Consider the following 23,738-nt stretch of genomic DNA (forward strand, 5'->3'; position numbering starts at 1 on the left):
ATAAGTAATAATTGATTTTTAATATAAATGATCTTATTGTTTGTTAGGCTGTTGGTTTTGTGAGAAATCTGGGCGGTTTTTATTTTGTTTTTTGATTTGGATCTTTTTTTTAACAGGTTATTAACATTGTCTTAATCTTTTGGCACTGGTTTTCAGTTAGTTTTGTTTTACCCGAAATTGTTTTCCATAGCAGCATGTATACTAATTATTGGCTGAGATTTGTTAATATTGTGAGCTGTTGATGGGGATTTTCTTGAGGGCGCTGTGTAAAAATAATGGTTTTTCGGAGACTTGATGAGTTTCTATTTTTTATTCAACGCGTTGTTTACATGTTGTCCACAATTTTCGGTCTCCGCCAATAACAAATACGGCTTTGCCGCTTAGGTTATTTTATGCATACTGTTGATTTTTTAGTTATTGGTTCGGGTATTGCCGGATTGAGTTTCGCATTGAAGGCAGCCAGTCATGGTAAAGTATTGATTATCACCAAATCGAACGAAGACGAGTCGAATACCAAATACGCACAGGGGGGCGTAGCAGTGGTTGTGGATAAGTCTGACTCGTTTGAAAAGCATATCGCTGATACACTGATAGCTGGCGATGGTTTATGCGATGTGAATGTTGTGGAAAACGTGGTGAAAGAAGGACCCAGGCGGATACAGGAGATTATTGATTACGGGACGCACTTCGATAAGACCGCGGGTGGCGTATATGACCTGGCGAAGGAAGGCGGACACTCCGAACACCGGGTATTGCATTACAAGGACATCACCGGATTTGAGATCGAACGGGTGTTGCTGGAGAAGGTTCATGAGAATCCTAATATAGAGGTTCTTACGCATTATTTTGCGGTAGATTTGATTACTCAGCATCATCTTGGCGTATTTGTGGATAAAAGTACGCCGGACATCACGTGCTATGGCGTGTACGCGTTGAACACGGTTGACAACAGGGTGGAAAAGATTTTGAGTAAGGTTACAGTGATGGCTTCTGGCGGGGCGGGCCATATCTATTCGAGTACGACAAACCCTGTGATTGCTACCGGAGATGGGATAGCAATGGTATACCGGGCCAAAGGAAAGGTGCGGAATATGGAGTTTATCCAGTTTCATCCCACAGCATTATACAATCCGGGTGAGTATCCTTCTTTTTTGATTTCGGAAGCGGTAAGGGGATATGGCGGAGTGCTGCGCAGGAAAAACGGCGAACGTTTCATGGAGGAATATGATGCAAGGGGTTCCCTGGCACCCCGTGATATTGTCGCGCGGGCAATCGATACCGAAATGAAAAAATCGGGCGACGATTTTGTTTTTTTGGATATTACCCATCGAAGCAAGGATGAGATTTTGAAGCATTTCCCGAATATCTATGCAAAGTGCCTGTCTATCGGCATTGATATGTCAAGGGACTATATCCCTGTAACACCGGCTGCCCATTATTTATGCGGTGGCATTATGGTTGACGGTCATGGCCGCTCTTTTATTCAACGCCTTTATGCGTGTGGTGAGTGTGCATCTACGGGATTACACGGTGCTAACCGATTGGCTTCTAATTCTTTGCTTGAGGCTACGGTGTTTGCTCATCGCATCTATGAGGATGCCATCAAAAAGGTGGGAACTATTGAAGTGCCAACGGATATACCGGATTGGGACGATTCGGACACGGCGTTGTCCAATGAGGATATTTTGGTGACCCATAATCTACGGGAAACGCAGAAAGTGATGAGCGATTATGTAGGTATCGTTCGTTCGGATTTTAGGTTGGAACGGGCGATGCGCCGGTTAGGGTTGCTATATGATGAGACCGAGCAATTTTATAAAAATACGAAACTTTCGGTGAAGCTTTGCGAACTGAGAAATGTTATCCAGGTAGCGTATTTGGTAATCAAGTCAGCCATGGCGAGGAAGGAAAGCCGGGGGCTGCATTATACAACTGATTACCCTGAGAGGTCGGAGGTATTGGTGGATACGATTTTTTAATACGTATGATATGGCATTGATTATTCCTGTTAAAGGCGTTTACCCAAGTATCGGGTCGGATTGTTTTATAGCGGCGAACGCTACTGTTGTTGGGGATGTGGTGCTTGGCGAGCGTTGTTCGGTGTGGTTCAACGCGGTGGTTCGCGGCGATGTGAATAGTATCCGGATAGGCCAGTGCACCAATATTCAGGATGGTGTAGTGATTCATTGTACCTATCTGACCGCGCCGACGGTAATCGGTGATTATGTCAATATCGGACACCAGGCGATGGTACATGGATGTACCTTGAAAAATCGGGTACTTATCGGCATGGGAGCCATTGTCATGGACCATGCGGTGGTTGAAGATTACGTGATCGTTGCAGCCGGTGCCGTGGTACTTGAAGGAACGATGTGCGAGAGCGGGTATTTATATGCCGGTGTTCCCGCTAAGAAGATAAAGCCGATATCGGACGAGCAGCGGAAGTTGCTCGATGAACTTCCGCTGCGCTATGTGATGTACTCCGGGTGGTTCTCAGCGGAATAGCCATCTATGACTATTTTGGAACGTTGATGGTTTCTTCTTGTTCCCAGTTCGCACGGATGATAAACGTTTTGCCAATGTACCAGACCCGCTCGGGTTGTCTACGTTCATATACGTTGCCGGGATCCCATTTTCCATTGAAGTTCTCGTCGTAAACGATTCGTACGGTATACTTGCCACCGGGCATCTGGCGAAAGGGAATGTCTGACGGTCCTCTGATTGCAACGCTGCGGTAAACAAAGTCCATTTTTTCATTGGTCACCTGGACCAAGTACTGGAGTGTGGTATCCGGCACGTTGACTTTTAAAATAATGTCGCCGAAATTTTCCGTTTCGTCTAAGGTGAACGATCGGGTTACACTTTTGCTTTTATCACCGAAGTAACCCGAGAAAGCACCCTCTTCGAAGGTCAACGAGTAGTTTCGTTTCGGTCGCCAGTTGTATCGCAAGATAAATCGCCTTGGTGCAACGGTATCACGTGCAAGTTGGAAATTGGTACGTGGTATGGAATCTTCCAGAAGAATGATTTTGCTTCGATCGATGGCCTGCACGGGAGCGCCTGCAGTAAGTTCAATATGCCTGATCCGGTTTACCCGATTTCCGGTTAAGTTGTCGGTTATGATGAAATCGCGGTCATATTTTTCGTTTCGGCCGCGGCGCATAGTCACGGAGTCCAATGGATTGCCATCGTCGAGGAAACGGACTTTTAACGAATCGAATGTCAGATCATTGAGCCATACCACGGCGGAATCGCGATTTACGGAATATTCGAGCTGCTTGTCTTCGTTGAGTTCGGGTGGATACGTGATGATGATTTCCGGGTTTTCAAGTGGTTTATTGAAGGCAAACGTTAGTCTTCCATTGGATTCGAGCTTGCGATCGAGCAGACGGAAATTACGGGCGATTCCACGTGAGAGCTGAAGTAGGATACCCGATGTGTCCTGCGCTAAGGTAATGGAATCATTAAGGAATCCAATAAGTTCGCTGGGGTCGTTATATACACGGTCGTTATTTTCTTCTTTAAGGGCATAGATGTGGTATGTATCTTCACGGAGGTTTCTGAACTGGAAATTTCCCGCGGTATCTGTCAGTGTGAAGATATTTGCTTTGCGTTTGCCAAAGATGGAATCCTGTCGGGTGGGAATAAGCATTACCGTGACTTCTTTTTCTGACAGTTTCGTGAGTGCATTGATGACTTTTCCGGAAACGGCCAGGGAGTCGATGATATCACCGGTGGAAAAAACATAGCTGTAATTCAATAATGGATTGTTTTCATTGAAGTCACCGATGGCCTTACCGAAATTGATGGTGTAGGTTGTATTTTCAGCAAGCGAGTCGGGAAGTTCGATTTCGATGTTTCGCCTGCGGACACGCGGGCTGATGGGTTGGTCGATATCCGGTGATACGCTGATTTCCCTGAGCGGATTAGTTAGCCGGATATATTCATCAAATTCGATAACGATCTTTTCAGCGTTGAAGTTTCGCGTTAGATTAGGCGGCGTCTCATTGATAATTTTGGGCGGTATTGAATCTCTGGGGCCACCGGTGGGCTGCTGTATGCTCGCGCATTGCCAAGTGAGCAAAATAAGGCCGATAAAGAAGGCGAAAACACCCCATTTCGGATTTAAGCCTATTTTTAGGCGATTAGAGCGAGTTTTTATTTTGGACGATTCTTGCATCGGGTATGTCGGAGAAAATGCCTTATAGCTGATTTATGAAAGCCGAAGTTTTTTACGGTTAAGTAGTTGAAAACAAGATTATTAACTCATATGAACCATTAAAACGGATATATCTGATGGTGAAACCCCCGAAATACGGGATGCCTGGCCAAGTGTACGCGGCTTGACCTTAATTAATTTTTCCCGGGCTTCTTTTGAAAGGGATACCAGACTGGTGTAGTCAAATTCTGGATTGATTTCCTGATCTTCCATGCGGCGCATCTTATTCACGATTTCGATTTCCTTTTCAAAATAGCTGTCGTATTTGACTTTGATTTCTGCCTGCTCGATGATTGCTTTATCAAAGTTTGACAACAAGGTAGCCAATCCGCTGTCGGTCCGCGAGATATCGCCGATACTTACCTGAGGTCGGGTAAGGATGTGAAACAGGCGTGTTTTCTGCGTAAGCGGGCTGGTATGCAGTTCCTGCAAAATTGGATTGATGGCGTCGGTATCGACGGAGTGCGTCCGCAGGTATTCAACGATTCGGTCGGCTGAAGCCACTTTCTGTTTTACCTGTTCGAGGCGTTCGTCGGATACAAGGCCCAATTGGTGGGCAATCGGTGTAAGCCTGGCATCTGCATTGTCTTGACGTAGCAGCAGCCGGTGCTCAGCCCGTGATGTAAACATGCGGTAAGGCTCTTCGGTTCCTTTGGTCACCAAATCATCGATAAGTACGCCGATATAGGACTCAGAACGTTTAAGAATCAATTCATGCAAATCATTGATGCGTTGGTGGGCATTGATGCCGGCGATGAATCCTTGGCTGGCGGCTTCTTCGTAGCCCGTGGTGCCGTTGATCTGGCCAGCGAAAAAGAGGTGTTTGATCTGTTGGGTTTCCAGCGTCAAATCCAATTGCATCGGAGGAAAATAGTCATATTCGATCGCATAGCCCGGCCGGAACATCCGGGCATTTTCAAAGCCGGGAATCAGCCGGAGTGCCTTAAGTTGGATATCTTCAGGCAAAGAAGTGGAAAAGCCATTGACATAGATTTCGACAGTCTTCCAACCTTCAGGTTCCACAAAGATCTGGTGACGATCGCGCTCGGCAAAACGGTTTATTTTATCTTCGATGGATGGGCAGTAGCGCGGACCGAGACCTTTGATTCGGCCTGTAAACATGGGCGATTTTTCGAAACCTTCTTTTAATGTTTCATGCACGGCCTCATTGGTATAGGTAATCCAGCAACAGCGTTGTTCGGTGGGAAGCTCCACATTGGTAAAGGAAAACCGCCCGCGTTCTTCGTCGCCCCATTGTTCTTCCATCTTCGAATAGTCAAGGCTTCTTCCGTCTACACGCGGTGGCGTGCCGGTTTTCATGCGTCCGGATTGGAAACCTAAGCTGACTAATTGCTCGGTGAGACCCGTTGCGGCCTTTTCGCCGGTACGTCCTCCGCCAAAGCGTTTTTCGCCGATGTGGATAGTGCCATTCAGGAAGGTGCCGTTGGTGAGGACTACCGCATCACTTTCAATCGTCAGGCCCAGGGACGTGACTACACCATTTGCCCTGCCGTTCTTGACAATAATTTCCTTAACGGTGTCTTGCCAAATATCGATGTTTGGCAAAGATTCGAGCTGTAGTCGCCATTCTTCAGCAAACCGCATGCGGTCATTTTGCGACCGTGGACTCCACATTGCGGGACCTTTCGATCGGTTAAGCATACGGAACTGGATGGTTGTTTTATCGGCGATAATTCCAGAGTAGCCGCCCATGGCGTCAATTTCCCGCACAATTTGGCCTTTAGCGACTCCTCCCATCGCCGGGTTGCAACTCATTTGTGCAATCGTGGCCATATTCATTGTAATAAGTAACACGGACGATCCAAGGTTTGCCGCTGCCGCAGCAGCCTCGCATCCCGCATGCCCCCCTCCCACTACAATGATATTATATTTTTTAAACATGATGTCTCTTTTTGTTCCACGTGGAACATTTATTAACTTCAATTACCGATGTTCCACGTGGAACATCTTATGAATACTATATATACTCCCCTAAGTCGAGCCACCGAGCTGTTTTCAGATCGAGGTCATTATTTAGTTGTTCGATTTCGCTTGCGATTTCCGCTATCGCAGTATAATCGTTTGTTTCGTTTAATGCACTGGTTCGCTCAGCTATTCGCTGCTCAAGCAACGGTATCTCAGAATCCAAGGATTCATATTCTTTTAATTCTGTATACGACAGTTTCTTTTTGACGGGCGTTTTGTCTGTTTTCGGTGGCGCTTTCTGTTCTACCGCTGTCTTGGCTCGCTGAACTAATATTGCCTGTTCGGATTTATAATCCGCGTAGTTGCCATTATAAACCGTGACGGTGCCGTTGCCTTCGAAAATAAAGAGTTGGTCCGTGAGCCGGTCAAGTAGATAGCGGTCGTGAGAAACCATTAATAATACCCCCGGGTAATTCACCAAAAACTCCTCCAGTACATTAAGCGTGTCAATATCCAAATCGTTGGCAGGTTCATCGAGAATAAGGAAGTTTGGATTTTGCATGAGTACACGCAAAAGTTGCAATCGCTTGCGCTCTCCCCCACTAAGTTTGCTTACCATATTGAATTGCTTTTCCGGCGGGAAAAGAAATTGGGTAAGGAGTTGTGAAGCCGATAGTGTATCGCCGTTAGCCATACTGATATATTCGGCTACATTTTTTACGACATCGATCACACGTTCGGTTTCGGAAGAAGGCACCAAACCTCCCTGCTTGTAATAACCGAATACGGTCGTGCCTCCTTTGGTTACGGTGCCGCTATCCGGTTGCTCCAACCCGGTAATCAGATTCAGGAAAGTCGATTTTCCAGTGCCATTTCGGCCAGCGAGGCCGACGCGGTCGCCTTTTTTAAAAACGTATGAAAAGTCGCTGATAAGCGTTTGTTCGTCGTAACCCTTTGATATGCTTTCCAGTTCAAGTATCTTATTGCCTTGCCTGCTTATTTTTACACTGAGTTGTACGGTGTCGTTCTGCTTTTGCCCTTTGGTTTTCTCTTCCAATTCATGGAAGGCGTCGATGCGCGCCTTGGACTTTGTACCCCTGGCCTGGGGTTGCCTGCGCATCCATTCCAGCTCCTTCCGGAGGAGGTTCCGATTGCGATCCAGTAAGACACCAGCAGCTTCTTCTTGTTCGGCTTTCTTTTCCAAATAGTAACTGTAGTTGCCTGTATAAGCTGTAAGCTTGCCATGGTCCAGTTCGCGGATTCCGATGCTTACCGCATCAAGAAAATACCGGTCGTGGGTGACGAGCAACACCGTCTTTTGTCCCGTAGTAAGCAGTTTTTCCAACCATTCGATCGTTTCGATGTCGAGGTGGTTGGTCGGCTCGTCCAAAATGTAGACATCGGGCTCATCGATAAGCAGTTTAGCCAAGGACAGGCGCTTCCGTTGACCACCCGACAGCTTGGCGACTTCCCGTGAAAAATCGGTAATCTGCAAACGGGAGAGGATACTTTTGATCGTGTGTTCGTATTCCCAAGCATTCAACGCACTGAGCTGGTCACTTAGTACCATCAGCTGGTGGGCGTCTGCCTGGGGGCTTGCGACCAACTCTTCATATCGCCGGATAAGCCGCTGCTGTTCGTTGTCTGCACTATAAATAAAATCGTTGATAGACGCATAGACGCTTAGGTCGGGGTCCTGGGGAAGGAATCCTATTCGGATGCCCTTTTCCTTGACCACGGTTCCCTCGGTTGGATCCAATGCGCCCGCAAGAATGCGAAGCAACGACGATTTGCCCGCTCCGTTGGCGCCGACCAAGGCCACCCTGTCCCCTCGCTGCAAACCGAAATGAAGATTCCTGAACAGCCACATGTCGTGATAGCTGTGTCCTAACCGTTCTGTTGATAAAATACTCACACCACGTTCTTAATATCGTCCCAGTAATAAATAAATGTCCCTTTGGTATGGCGTTGCGCGACGCTGTTCATCGCCTTGGCAACAGCCGTGGCTGGAATGCTGCGATACCGCTTCATACGGCCTACTAAAAGTGGATTGATGACGTTGAAAACCCGTTCTGAAAACGACTCCAGCGCCCGATGCTCCTGTCGTTGCCCGGTAAGTAAGGAGGGCCGGAAAATATGCAGGCCATCGAAATTAACGGCTGAAATGTCCCGTTCGGTCTCCCCCTTCATCCGTAGATAGAAATTAGCCGACCGCGGATTGGCACCGATAGCTGAAACCAAAAGGAATGCACGGGCGCCGTTTCTTTTTGTTAGCTGTGCGACAGCCAACGGATAGTCATGATCAACTTGATAATACGCGGCTAAATCCGGGGTTTTCTTCTTTGTGGTACCCAGACAACAAAATACGTCATCTGCAATCAACTGCTTTTCAATTTTTGTAATCGATTGTAAATCAGCAATTAATTGTACAAAATTAGGATGTTCGACGGGCAAATTCCTGCGGGTCACCGCGATTACCCGGCCATAGGCCGGATTATCAAGCAGCTGCCTTAACAACGCACCGCCGATGAGTCCCGTGGCCCCGAATAGTACAGCCGTTTTTTGCATCCTACAAATTTTTGTGCAAAAATACGCAAATATATTGGTACTCTACTGAATAGGTGTGGTACCAGAGGGATTTCGCTTTCTAAGTATTTTGTTGGCCAGCTTTGGATACGCAACGCAACTGGAGGACTCGCTGCGCTCATCCCCCTAGGTCGCTTATGCGTGTCCAAAGCTGGCCTAAGCTCTCGACAGGTTGCGTTTATTAGCCATGGTTTTTGGAGATTGCGAGGAGCGGCATGTTGGATACGAACGCAACTGGAAGACTCGCTGCGCTCATCCTTTCAGGTCGCTTATGCGTGTCCAAAGCTGCCTCCAAGCCTTTTTACAACATGTTAAAACCAATGACTAACTTTTGGTCAACATTATTAAAATTTTATAGGGATTTTATAGGGACCTAATAGGGATATTATAGGGATTCATCCCTATTAAACATGAATAAACTATTAATTAAATATCAATTATATTATAATTAGCCTGACGTTTGGTGTTGAAGGATTGGATGGAAAATGGGAAAGGCTTCGGCGACCTGAGTAAGCGGGTGTCAGCCAGGCTAAAATCGTATTGGGAGGGGAACTTAAATCGTAAAGGTAGCCGGTATGAGCTGCTGCCTAAAAGGGATATGAGCTAAGCAAAGCAGACCTCTCGGACGCCGCTGAAAACAAGCAAGAAATGAAATGTAGAATGCCTCATGCGGCCGCATTGCCATTTAAAGGCAATTTCAATGAAAAAATCAGTTTAACCGATGGGGCGCAATCAGGTCAAATTTTGGAATATTGACGTAAAAGAGATTTCCGTCAAACTCGCGGAGCATCTGGTATGTTCCTTTCATGGTACCCATATCACTTTTGAGGTTGCAGCCTGATACGTATTCGTGCTGCTCACCCGGCTCGATAATGGGCTGCTGGCCGACGACGCCTTCTCCTTCCACCTCCCGGTGCGAGCCATTTGAATCAAAGATATACCAATGCCTGCGCAGAAGTTGGACACTGTAATCACTTAAATTTTCGATGGTAATCTTATAGGCAAACATGAAATGCTCATTTTCCGGATTGGAATATTCGGGCTGATACACGGTTTCAACTGAAACCTTTACCCCGTCAGTAATTTGCGTGACCATGCTTATCACAGATTTTTGGCCAATTTAACAAATGTGTTTGAATTAATGAAGCATAGGGGGAAAATACCTGCCGCTGAGCCGTCGCTGATGTTGCTGTTTCGCGCCGCAATTTTCATTACCTTTGTGCATGCCTTATGGAACGTTGTACCTTATTCCCGTGCCTTTGGCCGATGAAGCCGCAGAAGCGTCCTTTACGCCGTACCTTACGCGCGTCATTAACGGCATCGATGAATATATTGTAGAGAATGAAAAGACTGCTCGCAAATTTCTCAAACAGGCTGGACTTGAGAAGGCGCAGCGCGATTTGGTTATGCATGATTACGGCAAGCACGCCCGCGATAAAGCAGATACCGCAGCTTTTTTCACGGGCTTGCAGGCGGGTAAAGACGTGGGCTTAATGAGTGAGGCCGGATGCCCCGGTGTCGCCGATCCGGGAGCCGCTATCGTGGCGGAAGCGCATCGCAGGGGCATTAATGTCGTGCCTTTGGTCGGCCCCAGTGCTATCTTGCTGGCGTTGATGGCTTCGGGGTTTAATGGGCAGAGCTTTGCGTTCCACGGCTACTTACCAATCGACAAAGCTGAACGAGCCAAAAAAATCAAAGTCCTGGAGCAGGCGGCCCAGCGGGAGCGGCAGACGCAACTGTTCATCGAAACGCCCTTTCGCAACAACCAGTTACTGGCCGAAATTCTGCGTATAGGCAAGCCTCAGACCCGGCTTTGCGTGGCATGCAATCTTACAGCCGCGGATGAGCAGATTGTCAGTCAGCCTTTGCAGCTATGGCGGAAAGGCTCCTATGACTTTCACAAAAAACCGGCAATTTTCCTGATTTTCTAACCGTGGACAACGTCAACTATACCGATGTGCTCATCGTGGGTGCTGGCCCTTCGGGCCTGATGATGGCGGCCCAGTTGCTCCGGTTTGGCGTACAACCCGTAATCATTGATAGCAAGTCGGGGCCGGACAGAACCTCCAAAGCCATCGCCGTGCATGCGCGCTCGCTGGAGCTGCTGAGGCAAATGGGGCTGGCTGATCCGCTACTTGCCCAGGGCACACCCTGTTATGGCATGCAGCTACAGTCGGGCCGAAATATACTGGGTAAACTGGATTTTTCCCAAATGGACAGCCCCCATACGGTGTTTCCGTTTATTCACATTGTCCCGCAGGACAAGACGGAAAAGTTATTGATAGACCGGTTGACGGAAAATACATGCCCCGTAAAGTGGGAGACCCGGTTGGTCTCGATCCGGCAGGATGATAAGGTGGCCCGCGTGGAACTGCGGAATCAGGAGACCGTCCAAAAATGGGAATGCAAATGGGTCATCGGAGCGGATGGCATAAAAAGTACAGTGAGGGAGTGCATCGGCATTTCATTTGAAGGAAGGCCGTATCATGGCCGGTTTTTTTTGGCAGATGTGCAAATTGAGGGGGCGGATAAGCGCCTGGCTCATTTTTTTATGTCGAAAAAAGGCTTTTTGGGAATTTTTCCATACGGTTCAAACGGGCGGTACCGCCTTTTTGGGCTATTGCCCAAAGAAAAAGAAAACCAAGGGTCTCCCGATATCCAATACGCCGATATTAAGCCCATCGTGGAGGAAAGGGTTGGCTTTGAACTTCCGGTAAGCCAAATCTTTTGGATCAGCCGGTTTCTGCTGCATAAACGCATGGCGGAACAGTTCGCCCGGCAGCGCTGTTTTTTGATAGGTGATGCGGCTCATGTGCACACGCCGATTGGCGGCCAGGGAATGAACAGCGGGATACAGGATGCTGCAAACCTGGCTTGGAAATTGGCCGGCGTGATAAACGGAAGGATGGATAGCCAGGTATTGCATACCTACCCGTTGGAGCGTATGCCTGTGGCCCGTGCCACCCTCCGCACGACTGATCGAGCGTTTAAGATCATGACAGCCGTACCGTCTTGGCTCCTTCCGCTGAGAAATACATTCTTGTCCTTGGGATTGCGTTACATCGCAAAAAAAAGCGTCAGGATCGGCAGCCTTTTTGACCATATCGCACAACTGGATGTGCATTACCGTAAAGCACCACTTGCCGTCCATCACGCAACTGGCCGTGGAGTTCAGGCTGGAGACAGGCTTCCCTTTTTACCGATTTTTGATGAAAAAACCAAAACCCGGACGGACTTACACCGATGGTGCGAAAAACCGGGTTTTGTATTGCTCCTTTTGGGCACCATCAGCCAGCATCATCTGCACCAAGTCGGCCAGTGGGTGCGGCAGAAATACCCCAGGGAGATGCACCTGTATTACCTACCCTATTCGGGTGAAAACAGGGATGTATTCGATGCGTTTGATGTAAAGTCGGACGGGACGAAGATCGTTCTTATCAGGCCCGACATGCACATCGGTTACATCAACGATATGCTGAATGTAAGCCTTATCGATACGTACATGGAAGAGGTGCTGGGATGGAAAAATTTTGGTCATTTGTCGAAAATACACTAATTATGTGTTATTAATTTAAATGCAAGATGAGAAAGCTATTTTATGTGTTGCTAATCAGCGGGGTGCTGCCGGCGACATGGGCTACGGCCCAGCAGACGACCTTTGTGCTGGTGCACGGCGCATGGGGCGGTGGCTGGTCATTTAAAAAAACCGATTCCCTGCTCCGTTCCCATGGACATGCAGTTTACCGGGTGACGCTTACCGGCCAGGGCGAACGTGCGCACTTGGCATCGCCCGATATCGGGCTGGATACCCACATCAAGGACGTGGTCAATACCATCCTGTTTGAAAACCTGCATGATGTGGTGCTTATGGGACACAGTTATGGCGGCATGGTAATCACGGGCGTGGCAGACAGTATACCAGGCCGGATCCGTAAAATGATTTATTTGGATGCGCTTTTGCCGGAAGATGGTCAGAGCCTGGCTACCGCGTTTGGGCAGCCGGAACAGGGCAGTATGCCGTCAACGGATGGATTCATTGTACCGGCTTGGGTGGCAGCAGATCAGCCTTACCCAAAGGACGTACCGCAGTCTGCCAAAACATTTACCCAGCCGCTTTCGTTGAAAAATACAGACCGGCTGAAAATACCGACGACCTACATCCTCACCTTTGAGGGAGATGACCCGGATAAAGACGCCTTCGCAGCGTTTGCAAGGCGCGCGGATGATAACGGGTGGAAGGTCATCCATATGCAGGCCGATCATAATCCGCAGATGACCATGCCAGACAAGCTCGCCCAATTGCTGGATCAACAGGTGATAGAAAACTGACCGCTAATCATGGATAAACAAACGCTTACTTGGCGCCTCAAACCCTTTGATGCGTTGTCGCTCGAAGAGCTGTATAAAATACTGCAAATCAGGCAAGAAGTTTTTATTTTGGAGCAGGCGTGCGTGTACAGTGATTTAGACAATAAAGACCAGCAATCGTTTCACCTGATGGGTTGGCACGGCGATGTGCTCGCAGCCTATACGCGGCTTATTCCACGGGGACTTTCCTACGCCGATGCGACAAGCATAGGCCGTGTAGTAGTGGCCAAAAATTTTCGGGGCTACCATTTTGGCGAAGCGCTCATGCAGCGGAGCATTGATGCTGTTTATAACTTGTTTGGACGCCAAACGATAAAAATCAGCGCCCAGCAACACCTGAAAGCGTTTTATAACCGTCTCGGCTTTGAACAGACGAGCGAACCTTATATGGACGCCGGTATCCTGCATATTGAAATGACGCTTTCATTGATTGAATAGCGATGACACGGATCACCGCCCAGATTGGGTTTTGTGCTCAAATCGCCGTAATTTAGCAACGATGAATATCGATTACGAAAACCTTTCGCCGGAAATGATGCAGTTGGCGGCTGCAGTGTTCATGATCCGGATGTTGATATGGGTGTTTTATGCCAATACGGTACGGAAGACATTGCTGCTGGTCGCACCGGAAAACAGGTTGATTAAACCCGAACAGGCGTGGCTGCTGGTCATACCTTTTTTCAACATCTATTGGAACTTTTCGGTCGCCTCGAGGGTGGCAGACTCGCTGACCAATGAGTTTTTCGACAGGAAGATTGCTGAAGAGGAAAACCCGGGGCGTGCGGCGGGCATGTGGTATGCGTGGCTGTTTTTGCTTTCAAATATTCCTTTTCCGCCATTTATACTGATTACCATCTTTTTGTTGAGCGTCGTTTATTTTATCGTGTACTGGGTAAAACTAAGCAACTTCCGGAACCTCCTGGAGGAGCATGAGAAGTTTAAAAACAAACAACAGGACTGATGCTATGATGTATTTGCAAGAACTGACCGATTACCTTGAATCACTGGCCCCCCTCGACTATCAGGAGCCTTACGACAACGCGGGGTTGCTGGTGGGCAGCCCGGCAAAGCCGATCAAGCAAGCATTGGTGTCACTTGATTGCACGGAAGAAGTGGTGGATGAAGCCATTGATTTGGGATGTGATTTGATTATTTCTCACCATCCCATTGTATTTAAAGGACTTAAGCGCTTCAATGGCAAAACTTATGTGGAGCGTGTGGTGATGAAAGCCATTAAACATGATATAGCGCTATATGCCATTCATACCAACCTTGACAACGTGACGGGCGGCGTAAATAGCAAGATAGCTGAGCGGTTAGGTTTACAAAAGACCGCCATATTGAGTTCCAGAAAGGAGCTGCTCCGCAAGCTTTCTGTATTTGTGCCCGCAAGCCATGCCGAGGAGGTACGTGCGGCACTATTTGCTGCCGGCGCCGGCCATATCGGGAATTATGACGAGTGCAGCTTCAATGTGGCGGGTTACGGCACATTCCGCGGTGGAGAAGGAACCAACCCTTTCGTTGGCAGCCGCGGTAAGCAGCACCGCGAAGAGGAAGTACGGATCGAGGTGGTATATCCCATTGATCGCGAGCGGAAGCTGCTGATCGGTCTTTTCAAGGCGCACCCCTATGAGGAGGTGGCTTACGATATATATCCGCTGCAAAATAACCATCCGCAGGTAGGTAGTGGCCTTGTTGGCGAGTTGGACCATCCGTTGCCCGAACTGGAGTTCCTTCGGCTGCTGAAAGAACAACTGCAAGCATCGGTAATCCGGCATACGGCCTTGCTCGGCAAACCGGTGGCCCGCGTTGCTGTTTGCGGCGGTGCTGGAGGCTTCTTACTCGGTGCGGCTATTCGGTCGGGCGCAGATGCATTTGTGACGGCCGACTACAAATACCACGAGTTTTTCGACGCCGAGGGAAAAATCATGATTGCCGACGTGGGACATTTTGAAAGCGAACAATTTACGCAAGAATTATTGTTGGAAATTATTCGGAAAAAATTTCCTACCTTTGCAGTCCGTTTGACGGAAATAGATACAAATCCGATAAAATACTACAGTTAAATGGAACAGACCATTGAACAAAAGCTAAGAGCCCTTTGGCTGCTGCAAACCATACACACGAAAATAGACAAAATTCGCCAGGTAAGGGGCGAATTGCCTATGGAGGTGAGTGATCTGGAAGATGAAATTGCAGGTCTGGAAACCCGGATTGAAAAAATTCGAGGCGAATTGGACGACTTGGAAGATTCCATCGTCAACCGCCGCAACATGATCCAAGATGCACAGGCCGCCATCAAAAAGTATGAAGGGCAGCTCAATGAGGTAAAGAATAACCGGGAGTATGACGCGATCACGAAGGAAATCGAAATTCAGGGGTTGGATATCCAGGTAAGCGAAAAGAAAATCCGCGAGTTTGAATTTGAAATTAAGAATAAAACGGAAGCCTACGAAAATACACAGGCAACGCTTGAGACAGCCAAGAAAGACCTTGAAATAAAGAAAGGTGAGCTGGATACCATTACATCCGAAACCCAAAAGGAGGAAGACGAGCTGCTGAATCAAGCGGAGGAAGCCGAAAAGGGCATTGAAGATCGGCTGATTCGCGTATACCGCAGGCTCCGGTCTTCTTATAAAAATGGATTGGCGGTGGTCTCTATCGATCGCGACAGCTGTTCGGGATGCCACAACAAAATTCCGCCCCAGATGCAACTGGAAATTCGCCAACGCAAAAAAATCATCGTCTGCGAACATTGTGGACGCGTATTGGTTGATGAAGCGCTGGTTCAGGAAGTGGAATCGGCCTTCGTGGGCTGATAAATAAAAAATGTGTTCAACTGAGGCCATCATCCTATCCGATGATGGCTTTTTTTTGCCAACTATTCCTCAATAAGGCCGATTATCCATTGTATCCAATGCGCGATGGTTGAGGCCCTGCGCCTGAATGTCGATTCGGATTCTATCGCATAAACATCGCTCATTTTCATGATTTCAACAAGCTGTTCTTTACTGGGCATTTTGGCCTGCTTATGATAGAAGAAGAAGGCCGACCGGAATGCTGTATGTTCAAAGATGTATCCTGCTAATGCCAGTTGCCTCGCTTTGATGTCCAATCGAAAGAGCGCGGAGCCTCTTTGGGTCAGGTAAAATAGGGTCTCCCCTCCTTCCCGGACTTTGTCGATTAATCCCAAATATCTCCCGGCATCGCTGTAATAATTGGTTTGCCTCCTGTCAAAATCATAATTTGCCGTAATTTGTTGATGCGTCAAAAGGGTTTCTTCAAACAGCAGCTCGCAGAGGTTGATAACGCGCTCAAACGAGTCGGCCTGTGGAAACGGAATACTTGGCTCCGCGATTATGGGTGTACGATGCAAAACATCAAGGATTGCCGACAAACGAATGGGAGGTGCTCCCTCGTCGATCAGGTATTTTTTTTGCCGGCGCAAGCGAAGGGAATTATAAACATTCGGGTCTTCAAAAACATATTCACGGAGATGAAAGATGCCGTTTGTATAGGTCAGAAAAAGGGGTCTGACCTGTTTGGTGACCTGCCCATGCCAGAGCCGGAATGGATAGTACAGCTGCCTAATCAGGAAATTTCCCGCGATATAATTTTTTGCCTCAATGAGACTTAATGAATGTGATCCTTCGTATCCGGCATCGATTTCAATCTGCGCATTTTTGACGGCGACAGTTCTTGATTGGCCATCTGCACAATGGATATCAAAGTCGAATGCCGACGAACCCATCCTGCCATTGACCGTTGCATATAACGCGTCGTCGTTGACAAAATCTTGAATAATCCCGGTGATAAAAGCGCAGTTTACGGCGGTTGACTCGCTGGTTATATTTTTGAAATCCAAGCTTTCAATATGGTGGGGAAACTTAATTTTATAGACTGGGGCATCATCCGGCTCAAAAACGTGATAGGCGTTGAATGAGGAGATAATATAAGCGCGCCGGGTCACTGGAAGTATCGAAAGATTATGGGCGGTAAATAATTGTGGAAGCTGGGATTGGTGGTCAAACTTGGTCATCAACCGCGCTTCTCTCACGGCATTGATTTCTGCGGAGGTGATTTTATAATAGCCTGATTCATTTATCGCTTTCAAGATTTGATGCCGTTCGAACAGCAGCTTCCAAGCAGCTTCATTTTTGGAATCAGTCATAATTGCGTATCAGATATTCATCAATCTCGCCCCGTTTGGCGGCATTTGAGTTAACGGCTCGCGTCGCTTTCACGGTATGGATGTGGTAATTCGCGTATAGACCGCCGATAAATGCAGTAGCGGAGTTAGAAAGCAGAAATTTGACACCTCTTTCGTTAAGATCGTCGCATACATTACGAAGACGTACCTGATCTTCTTCGCCCCATCCCCCCCGGACATAACCCGTAAAGTTTGCGGTCTGCGATACCGGGTGATAAGGCGGATCCAGATAAACAAAATCATCGCGGGTGGCTTCAGCCAATGCTTGCTCATAATCGATGTTCAGTATTTGGATCGTCGGCGTATTCAGGTACCTACTGACGGCTTTTATCGTGGGTTCGTTAATAAAATTCGGGTTTTTGTACCGGCCAAAAGGCGTATTGAATTCGCCGGCGCTATTCACCCGATACAAACCGTTGTAACAGGTTTTATTTAGGTAGATTAACCTTGACGCACGCTTGATATCTGACAAGTCCGGATAGTTCGGTAGCCTATCCAACCCCCTTATCCGATAGAAGTAGTCCACCTCGTTTTTGTGGCTCATCAAATCATCAATTAACGCCTTTGGGCTATCCCGTATGACTTTATAGACATTGATAAGCTCGGCATTGGCATCATTAATGATCGCCTTCTTGGGTTGCAGATGAAAGAATACGGCTCCTCCGCCCACGAAAGGCTCATAATATGAACGGAATCGGGTTGGCTTCAGTGCGATGATGGCGTCAAGCAGTTGCCTCTTGCCTCCCACCCATTTCAAGACTGGCGCAATCAAGTTGTTTTTTGCCACGAAATAATGCTAAAATGCTTAGCTGCAAAGCTCGCAAATATTAAGGATAAAAACAATTATTTTTTCAGCGGCAGCATGGGCGGTATTCTCGTTTCTTTACTAATAAAATTCACAAAAAATCCGTATTTTTGCTTACCACTTAGTTTTTATTAGAAAGGGTAAATGACGAAACAAACGACGCCCGACTTGGGTGAACAACGTGAAATACAAGTTTTTGGCGCGCGGGTACATAATCTCAGGGACATTGACGTAAGCTTTCCTCGTAATGAATTGGTTGTCATAACCGGCCTAAGCGGTAGTGGCAAGTCATCGTTAGCCTTCGACACCATTTATGCGGAAGGCCAACGCCGGTATATGGAAACTTTCAGCGCCTACAGCCGCCAGTTTCTGGGTGGTATGGAACGCCCGGATGTAGACAAGATCTCCGGGCTCAGTCCGGTGATTTCCATCGAGCAGAAGACCACCAGCAAAAACCCCCGTTCTACGGTGGGGACAATTACCGAAGTGTATGACTTCATGCGCCTGCTCTTTGCCCGGGCGGGAGAGGCTTACTCCTATGTGACGGGGAAAAAGATGGAGCGCATGTCGGAAGAGCAGGTTGTGGACCGTATTATCCAGCAATTTGATGGACAAGCTATCAATGTGTTGGCACCGGTGGTCAAGGGCCGTAAAGGCCACTACCGCGAACTGTTCGAGCAAATTCGCAAGCAAGGCTACGTAAAAGTGCGTGTAGACGGCGAGCTGTTGGACATCGTGCCGAAGATGCAGGTCGATCGGTATAAGATCCATGATATCGAAACGGTCATTGATCGGCTTCTGGTCACGGAAAAAGATCGCAAACGGCTTTACACGTCGGTCATGCAGGCCATGAAAGCGGCAAAGGGCATCATCAAGGTTAGTGATAAGGACAATAACGAGTACTTTTACAGCCGGTACCTGATGGACGCGGAATCGGGCATCTCTTATGATGAGCCGCAGCCCAATACATTTTCATTCAACTCGCCCTATGGAGCTTGTGAGCATTGCGACGGACTGGGATATGTTTATCAAATAGACCGCCATGCGGTGATTCCGGACCCGAAGCTCAGCATCACGAAGGGCGGCCTTGCTCCGCTTGGCGAATACCGTGATACCTGGAACTTTCAGGTATTGAAGGCCGTCGCCAAGAAATACGATTTTTCGCTGGCTACGCCTATTGAAAAACTTTCAGACAAGCAGCTGGACATCCTGCTTTACGGCGCAGAAGAAGACGTAACGGTGCCGGTATCCTATAGCAGCTGGAATACCAAAGACTACAAAATTACCTTTGCGGGCATCTTTAAGATGCTCGAAGAGCAAAATGAACGGCTCGGGCTCAACGGCCAAAACCTGGATGACTACCGCGTACAGAAGGTGTGCCCCGTATGCGAGGGCGCCCGCCTCAAGAAGGAATCGCTTCACTTTAAAATAGGCGGTAAAAATATCCATGAGCTGGCGGCCATGGATATCACTACACTGGCGGCATGGTTTGATGCCGTCGAACAGCAATTGGACGATAGGCAGCGCTTAATCGCGACAGAGATTCTGAAGGAGATCCGTGCGCGGCTTGGTTTTTTGCTGGATGTGGGACTTAATTATCTGACACTCGACCGTACGGCAAAAACACTCTCCGGCGGTGAGGCGCAACGCATCCGGCTGGCCACGCAGATCGGTTCACAACTGGTCAATGTGCTATACATTCTTGATGAACCCAGTATCGGGTTGCACCAACGAGACAACGAAAGGCTTATCAATGCCCTGAAAAACCTGCGGGACATCGGCAATTCGGTACTGGTTGTGGAGCATGACAAGGATATGATTCTTCACGCCGACTATGTAATCGATATGGGGCCGGCGGCGGGCGCGCATGGCGGGCAGGTGGTGGCACAGGGCAAACCGGATGCCATCAAATCTGCCGACACGCTTACCGCGGCGTACCTCAACGGAACAAAGGCGATACGCGTACCGGCAGAACGGCGGCCAGGCAATGGGCATGTGCTGCACCTCTCCGGCGCAACCGGCAATAACCTGCGCAATGTTTCGGTTGATTTTCCGCTGGGCAAGCTTATCGTCGTGACCGGTGTATCCGGCAGTGGCAAATCCAGCTTGATTACGGAAACGCTGTACCCCATCTTGAACCGCCATTTTTTCCGTGCAAAAAAGACGCCCCTACCTTATAAGAAGCTTGATGGACTACAGCATGTAGACAAGGTTATCGAGATCGATCAGACTCCTATCGGACGCACGCCGCGGTCTAATCCTTCTACCTATACCGGGGTATTTTCGGACATCAGGGCGCTTTTTGTACAATTGCCCGAATCTAAAATCCGGGGATATAAACCGGGCCGCTTTTCCTTTAACGTGAAAGGCGGGCGCTGCGAAACTTGTCAGGGAGCGGGTATGAAGGTCATCGAAATGAACTTCCTGCCGGATGTGCAGGTGCCCTGCGAGACCTGCAACGGCAAACGCTACAACCGGGAGACACTGGAAGTGCGCTATCGCGGCAAATCCATCAGCGATGTACTCGACATGCGCATTGATGAGGCAGTCACTTTTTTTGAAAACATCCCTTCGATATACCGGAAAATCAAAACGTTGCAGGACGTGGGCCTTGGCTACCTTACGCTGGGCCAGTCGTCGGTAACGCTATCCGGCGGTGAAGCGCAACGTGTGAAACTGGCTACCGAACTTTCCAAGAAGGATACGGGAAAGACTTTTTATATCCTCGATGAGCCGACTACCGGCCTCCATTTTGAGGACGTCAATGTACTGCTCGGTGTACTTAACCGGCTGGTAGACCGCGGAAACACGGTATTGGTGATCGAACACAACCTCGACGTCGTCAAGGTCGCGGACTGGGTGATAGACCTTGGTCCGGAAGGGGGTGCCGGCGGCGGATCAATCCTTTTCAGCGGTACACCCGAAGATCTTGTTCAGTGTAAAAGAAGCCAAACGGCCCGCTTTCTTGAGTTAGAAATGCGGGGAGTAGGGACGTTTTCGTAACTTCGCCAACATGTCAGATATTATCCAACTGTTGCCGGACACCGTGGCCAACCAAATTGCTGCGGGTGAAGTGGTGCAACGTCCGGCATCAGCAGTGAAGGAATTGATAGAAAATGCGATTGATGCCGGAGCAGACAAAATAAGGCTGATTGTAAAAGATGCCGGTAAATCGCTTATTCAAGTGATAGATAATGGTTGCGGTATGAGCGTAACCGATGCCCGGCTATGTTTCGAACGCCATGCGACATCCAAAATCCGTGAGGCAGCAGATTTATTCGCTATCCGGACCATGGGTTTCCGCGGAGAGGCATTGGCATCCATCGCAGCGATCGCGCATGTCGAGCTCAAGACTCGCCGTGTGGAAGATGAGCTGGGCACCTTGATCGAAATCGAAGGCTCAGCGGTCACGCGGCAAGAACCGGCAGCCCTTCCCGCGGGCACGAGCATTTGCGTAAAAAACCTGTTTTACAATATTCCTGCGCGGCGCAATTTTCTCAAAAGCAATCCGGTGGAAATGCGCCACATCTTGGATGAGTTCCAACGGGTGGCTCTGGCCCACCCGGACATCTTCTTTAGCCTGCACAGCGATGACCAGGAGCTGTTTCATTTGCCCGGCGAAAGCCTGAAACAGCGCATCGTTCACGTATTTGGGAACACCTACAATCAGCGACTGGTGCCGGTAGAGGAGGAAACGACCATCATCAACCTGAAAGGCTTCATCGGAAAGCCCGAGTTTGCGAAGAAAACGCGGGGCGAACAGTTCTTTTTTGTGAATAACCGCTTCGTGAAAGATCCTTACCTCAACCACGCTGTCGTCAAGGCTTATGAGGGGATTCTTCCGCCGGACAGCTTTCCGCTGTATGTCTTATTCATTGAAATCGATCCGGCAAAAATAGATATCAATGTCCATCCGACTAAAACGGAGATCAAGTATGAAGATGAGCGGGCGATTTATGCGATCCTGCAATCGGCGGTGAAACGTTCGTTGGGGCGATATAATATCACACCTACGCTTGACTTTAACCAGGAAACCGGATTCAGCCACATGATCAGTGCGAAACCGCTGGAAGAAATTACGCCCCCATCCATTACCTTCAATCCTGATTTTAACCCTTTTGAACACACGAAATCGGGTAGCCGGAAGCAAGCGCCATCGCCATCCATTCCCCAAAATTGGGATACGCTTTATCAGATCACGGAAAAAAAGGGGGACACCCAGCTTGGCCTCCATGGCAACGATGCTGATGTACCGGGAGAGCATGTGCAGCCCGCTAAGAAGCAACCTTTCCAGCTGCATAACAGGTACATCATTTCGCAAATCCACTCAGGGTTTATTTTGATTGACCAGCAAGCTGCACATGAGCGTATTTTGTTTGAGCAGTTTTGCCAGCAGCTGGAAAACCGCCAGGGAGCAAGTCAGCAGAGCTTATTCCCACAAACCGTGACGCTTAGTGGTCCGGACTTCCAATTGATTATGGATTTACTTCCGGACATTCAGGCGCTGGGATTTCAAATCAGGGAGTTTGGCAAACATACGTTTGTGGTAGAGGGCATCCCTGCTGATTTGACCTCAGGCGTGAGCGAACGGCAGGTATTGGAGCAACTGCTTGAAGATTATAAAAACAACCAAGCTGCGCTGAAGCTGCCTAAACGGGAAAAGCTGGCCAGAAGTTTGGCTAAGCATGCGGCCATCAAACCCGGCATGGCACTGTCTGCCGATGACATGGCTGAATTGATAGATAAGCTCTTTGCCTGCGAAATGCCCAATGTATCATTGAATGGCAAGCCGATAATCCTTACTTTTACATTGCAAGAACTGTCAGCGCGTTTTGAACGCAATTAATTGAATAGAAATACCATGTATAATAATTCCGCATCCCCATTTGCTGGACTACCGCCAGTAGTCAAAAACCTTCTCATTATCAATATTATCTGTTTTGTCGGCACGATGATTTTTGAGCAGGCCAACCGCTTTTTCGGTGTTTATTATCCGGACTCGCCATTTTTTAAAATGTGGCAAATCATCACCTATATGTTTATGCATGGGGGATTTACGCATATTTTTTTCAACATGTTCGCGCTCTTTATGTTCGGCCCGGTACTTGAGCAGGTACTAGGGTCCAAACGATTCTTAAATTATTACCTGATTACGGGGCTCGGCGCGTTGGTATTACAATTTGGTGTGCAGGCAGCAGAGGTTTATCAAATTGCGGGGACAGTGGCTGCACGGGATTGGTTGCGATTTGATATGCTTGCAGGAGTCGTGCATGGCAATCATCCGGGATTGACACAGGAAAGCTTTGAGAAGCTGGTATCCATCTATAACACACCGATGGTAGGAGCTTCAGGTGCAATCTACGGCTTGTTGATCGCCTTCGGGTACTTGTTTCCCAACACACCGTTGATGTTGATTTTTTTGCCGGTGCCTATCAAAGCAAAGTACTTTATTCCGGTGATGATTCTTATCGAGCTTTTTCTTGGTGTGTCGCGTACCGGCACCTCCATTGCGCACTTTGCGCATATCGGAGGGGCGCTGTTCGGATTTCTGCTCATTAAGCTGTGGGGTATCAGACGGCCCAATTATTGGTAAAATAAAACAAAGCGGATTGTGTTGTGTCTTC

19 protein-coding genes are annotated in these 23,738 nt (G+C 48.3%); 12 read left to right on the forward strand and 7 right to left on the reverse strand.

Annotated features, from left to right (window positions below):
* Positions 1 to 392 precede the first annotated feature (392 nt).
* Positions 393 to 1,979: an L-aspartate oxidase gene (gene nadB, locus B5X72_RS11835; protein ID WP_079717111.1), complete on the forward strand. Its 1,587-nt coding sequence runs from the start codon at positions 393 to 395 to the stop codon at positions 1,977 to 1,979.
* A gap of 10 nt (positions 1,980 to 1,989) precedes the next feature.
* The gene (locus tag B5X72_RS11840; RefSeq protein WP_079717112.1) at positions 1,990 to 2,505 is read left to right on the forward strand and encodes a gamma carbonic anhydrase family protein; all 516 of its coding nucleotides are present in this window, start codon (positions 1,990 to 1,992) and stop codon (positions 2,503 to 2,505) included.
* A gap of 10 nt (positions 2,506 to 2,515) precedes the next feature.
* On the opposite strand, the gene B5X72_RS11845 is transcribed toward B5X72_RS11840, so the two are convergent.
* The 5 genes from B5X72_RS11845 to apaG form a co-directional block, all read right to left on the reverse strand.
* Entirely contained in the window at positions 2,516 to 4,180 is a 1,665-nt protein-coding gene (locus B5X72_RS11845) for an Ig-like domain-containing domain (RefSeq protein ID WP_079717113.1), read from the reverse strand.
* 81 nt (positions 4,181 to 4,261) lie between these two features.
* On the reverse strand, positions 4,262 to 6,121 hold the full coding sequence (gene mnmG / locus B5X72_RS11850) for a tRNA uridine-5-carboxymethylaminomethyl(34) synthesis enzyme MnmG (RefSeq protein ID WP_079717114.1): 1,860 nt from the start codon (positions 6,119 to 6,121) through the stop codon (positions 4,262 to 4,264).
* A 76-nt stretch (positions 6,122 to 6,197) separates the two neighbouring features.
* Positions 6,198 to 8,060, reverse strand: a complete 1,863-nt coding sequence (locus tag B5X72_RS11855; protein ID WP_079717115.1) for an ABC-F family ATP-binding cassette domain-containing protein — start codon at positions 8,058 to 8,060, stop codon at positions 6,198 to 6,200.
* Entirely contained in the window at positions 8,057 to 8,713 is a 657-nt protein-coding gene (locus B5X72_RS11860; protein WP_079717116.1) for an oxidoreductase, read from the reverse strand. The genes B5X72_RS11855 and B5X72_RS11860 overlap by 4 nt, the downstream gene beginning before the upstream one ends.
* Positions 8,714 to 9,440: 727 nt before the next feature.
* Positions 9,441 to 9,827: a Co2+/Mg2+ efflux protein ApaG gene (apaG, locus tag B5X72_RS11865; RefSeq protein WP_079717117.1), complete on the reverse strand. Its 387-nt coding sequence runs from the start codon at positions 9,825 to 9,827 to the stop codon at positions 9,441 to 9,443.
* Positions 9,828 to 9,954: 127 nt separating this feature from the next.
* Here apaG and B5X72_RS11870 point away from each other — a divergent pair, with 127 nt between their 5' ends.
* From B5X72_RS11870 to B5X72_RS11900, 7 genes are all read left to right on the forward strand, one after another.
* Complete coding sequence (locus B5X72_RS11870) at positions 9,955 to 10,662, forward strand: SAM-dependent methyltransferase (protein ID WP_079717118.1); 708 nt, start codon at positions 9,955 to 9,957, stop codon at positions 10,660 to 10,662.
* A 2-nt stretch (positions 10,663 to 10,664) separates the two neighbouring features.
* On the forward strand, positions 10,665 to 12,287 hold the full coding sequence (locus B5X72_RS11875) for an FAD-dependent monooxygenase (RefSeq protein WP_079717119.1): 1,623 nt from the start codon (positions 10,665 to 10,667) through the stop codon (positions 12,285 to 12,287).
* Positions 12,288 to 12,313: 26 nt separating this feature from the next.
* The gene (locus B5X72_RS11880; protein WP_079717120.1) at positions 12,314 to 13,060 is read left to right on the forward strand and encodes an alpha/beta fold hydrolase; all 747 of its coding nucleotides are present in this window, start codon (positions 12,314 to 12,316) and stop codon (positions 13,058 to 13,060) included.
* A gap of 9 nt (positions 13,061 to 13,069) precedes the next feature.
* The gene (locus B5X72_RS11885) at positions 13,070 to 13,537 is read left to right on the forward strand and encodes a GNAT family N-acetyltransferase (RefSeq protein WP_079717121.1); all 468 of its coding nucleotides are present in this window, start codon (positions 13,070 to 13,072) and stop codon (positions 13,535 to 13,537) included.
* Positions 13,538 to 13,598: 61 nt separating this feature from the next.
* Positions 13,599 to 14,060: a hypothetical protein gene (locus B5X72_RS11890; RefSeq protein ID WP_079717122.1), complete on the forward strand. Its 462-nt coding sequence runs from the start codon at positions 13,599 to 13,601 to the stop codon at positions 14,058 to 14,060.
* Between the two features lie 7 nt (positions 14,061 to 14,067).
* Positions 14,068 to 15,165, forward strand: coding sequence for a Nif3-like dinuclear metal center hexameric protein (locus B5X72_RS11895; protein ID WP_079717123.1), 1,098 nt, complete (start codon positions 14,068 to 14,070; stop codon positions 15,163 to 15,165).
* Positions 15,166 to 15,918 (forward strand): zinc ribbon domain-containing protein, encoded by a 753-nt coding sequence (locus tag B5X72_RS11900; RefSeq protein ID WP_079717124.1) that lies wholly within the window; start codon positions 15,166 to 15,168, stop codon positions 15,916 to 15,918. It abuts the gene before it with no gap.
* 62 nt (positions 15,919 to 15,980) lie between these two features.
* Here the strand turns inward: B5X72_RS11900 and B5X72_RS11905 are convergent, their stop codons facing one another.
* Entirely contained in the window at positions 15,981 to 17,270 is a 1,290-nt protein-coding gene (locus B5X72_RS11905) for a type II restriction enzyme (RefSeq protein WP_079717125.1), read from the reverse strand.
* Complete coding sequence (locus B5X72_RS11910) at positions 17,263 to 18,096, reverse strand: DNA adenine methylase (RefSeq protein ID WP_079717126.1); 834 nt, start codon at positions 18,094 to 18,096, stop codon at positions 17,263 to 17,265. The genes B5X72_RS11905 and B5X72_RS11910 overlap by 8 nt, the downstream gene beginning before the upstream one ends.
* A gap of 162 nt (positions 18,097 to 18,258) precedes the next feature.
* Between B5X72_RS11910 and uvrA the strand changes: the two genes are divergently transcribed.
* The 3 genes from uvrA to B5X72_RS11925 are packed head-to-tail and all read left to right on the forward strand — an operon-like array spanning position 18,259 to position 23,707.
* The gene (gene uvrA, locus B5X72_RS11915; RefSeq protein WP_079717127.1) at positions 18,259 to 21,117 is read left to right on the forward strand and encodes an excinuclease ABC subunit UvrA; all 2,859 of its coding nucleotides are present in this window, start codon (positions 18,259 to 18,261) and stop codon (positions 21,115 to 21,117) included.
* Between the two features lie 10 nt (positions 21,118 to 21,127).
* A complete protein-coding gene (gene mutL, locus B5X72_RS11920; RefSeq protein ID WP_079717128.1) occupies positions 21,128 to 22,960 on the forward strand; it encodes a DNA mismatch repair endonuclease MutL in 1,833 nt (610 codons plus the stop codon).
* A gap of 15 nt (positions 22,961 to 22,975) precedes the next feature.
* Complete coding sequence (locus B5X72_RS11925; protein ID WP_079717129.1) at positions 22,976 to 23,707, forward strand: rhomboid family intramembrane serine protease; 732 nt, start codon at positions 22,976 to 22,978, stop codon at positions 23,705 to 23,707.
* Positions 23,708 to 23,738: the final 31 nt, after the last annotated feature.

Origin of the sequence: Parapedobacter luteus (assembly GCF_900168055.1) — a bacterium.
Classification (GTDB): Bacteria; Bacteroidota; Bacteroidia; order Sphingobacteriales; family Sphingobacteriaceae; genus Parapedobacter; species Parapedobacter luteus.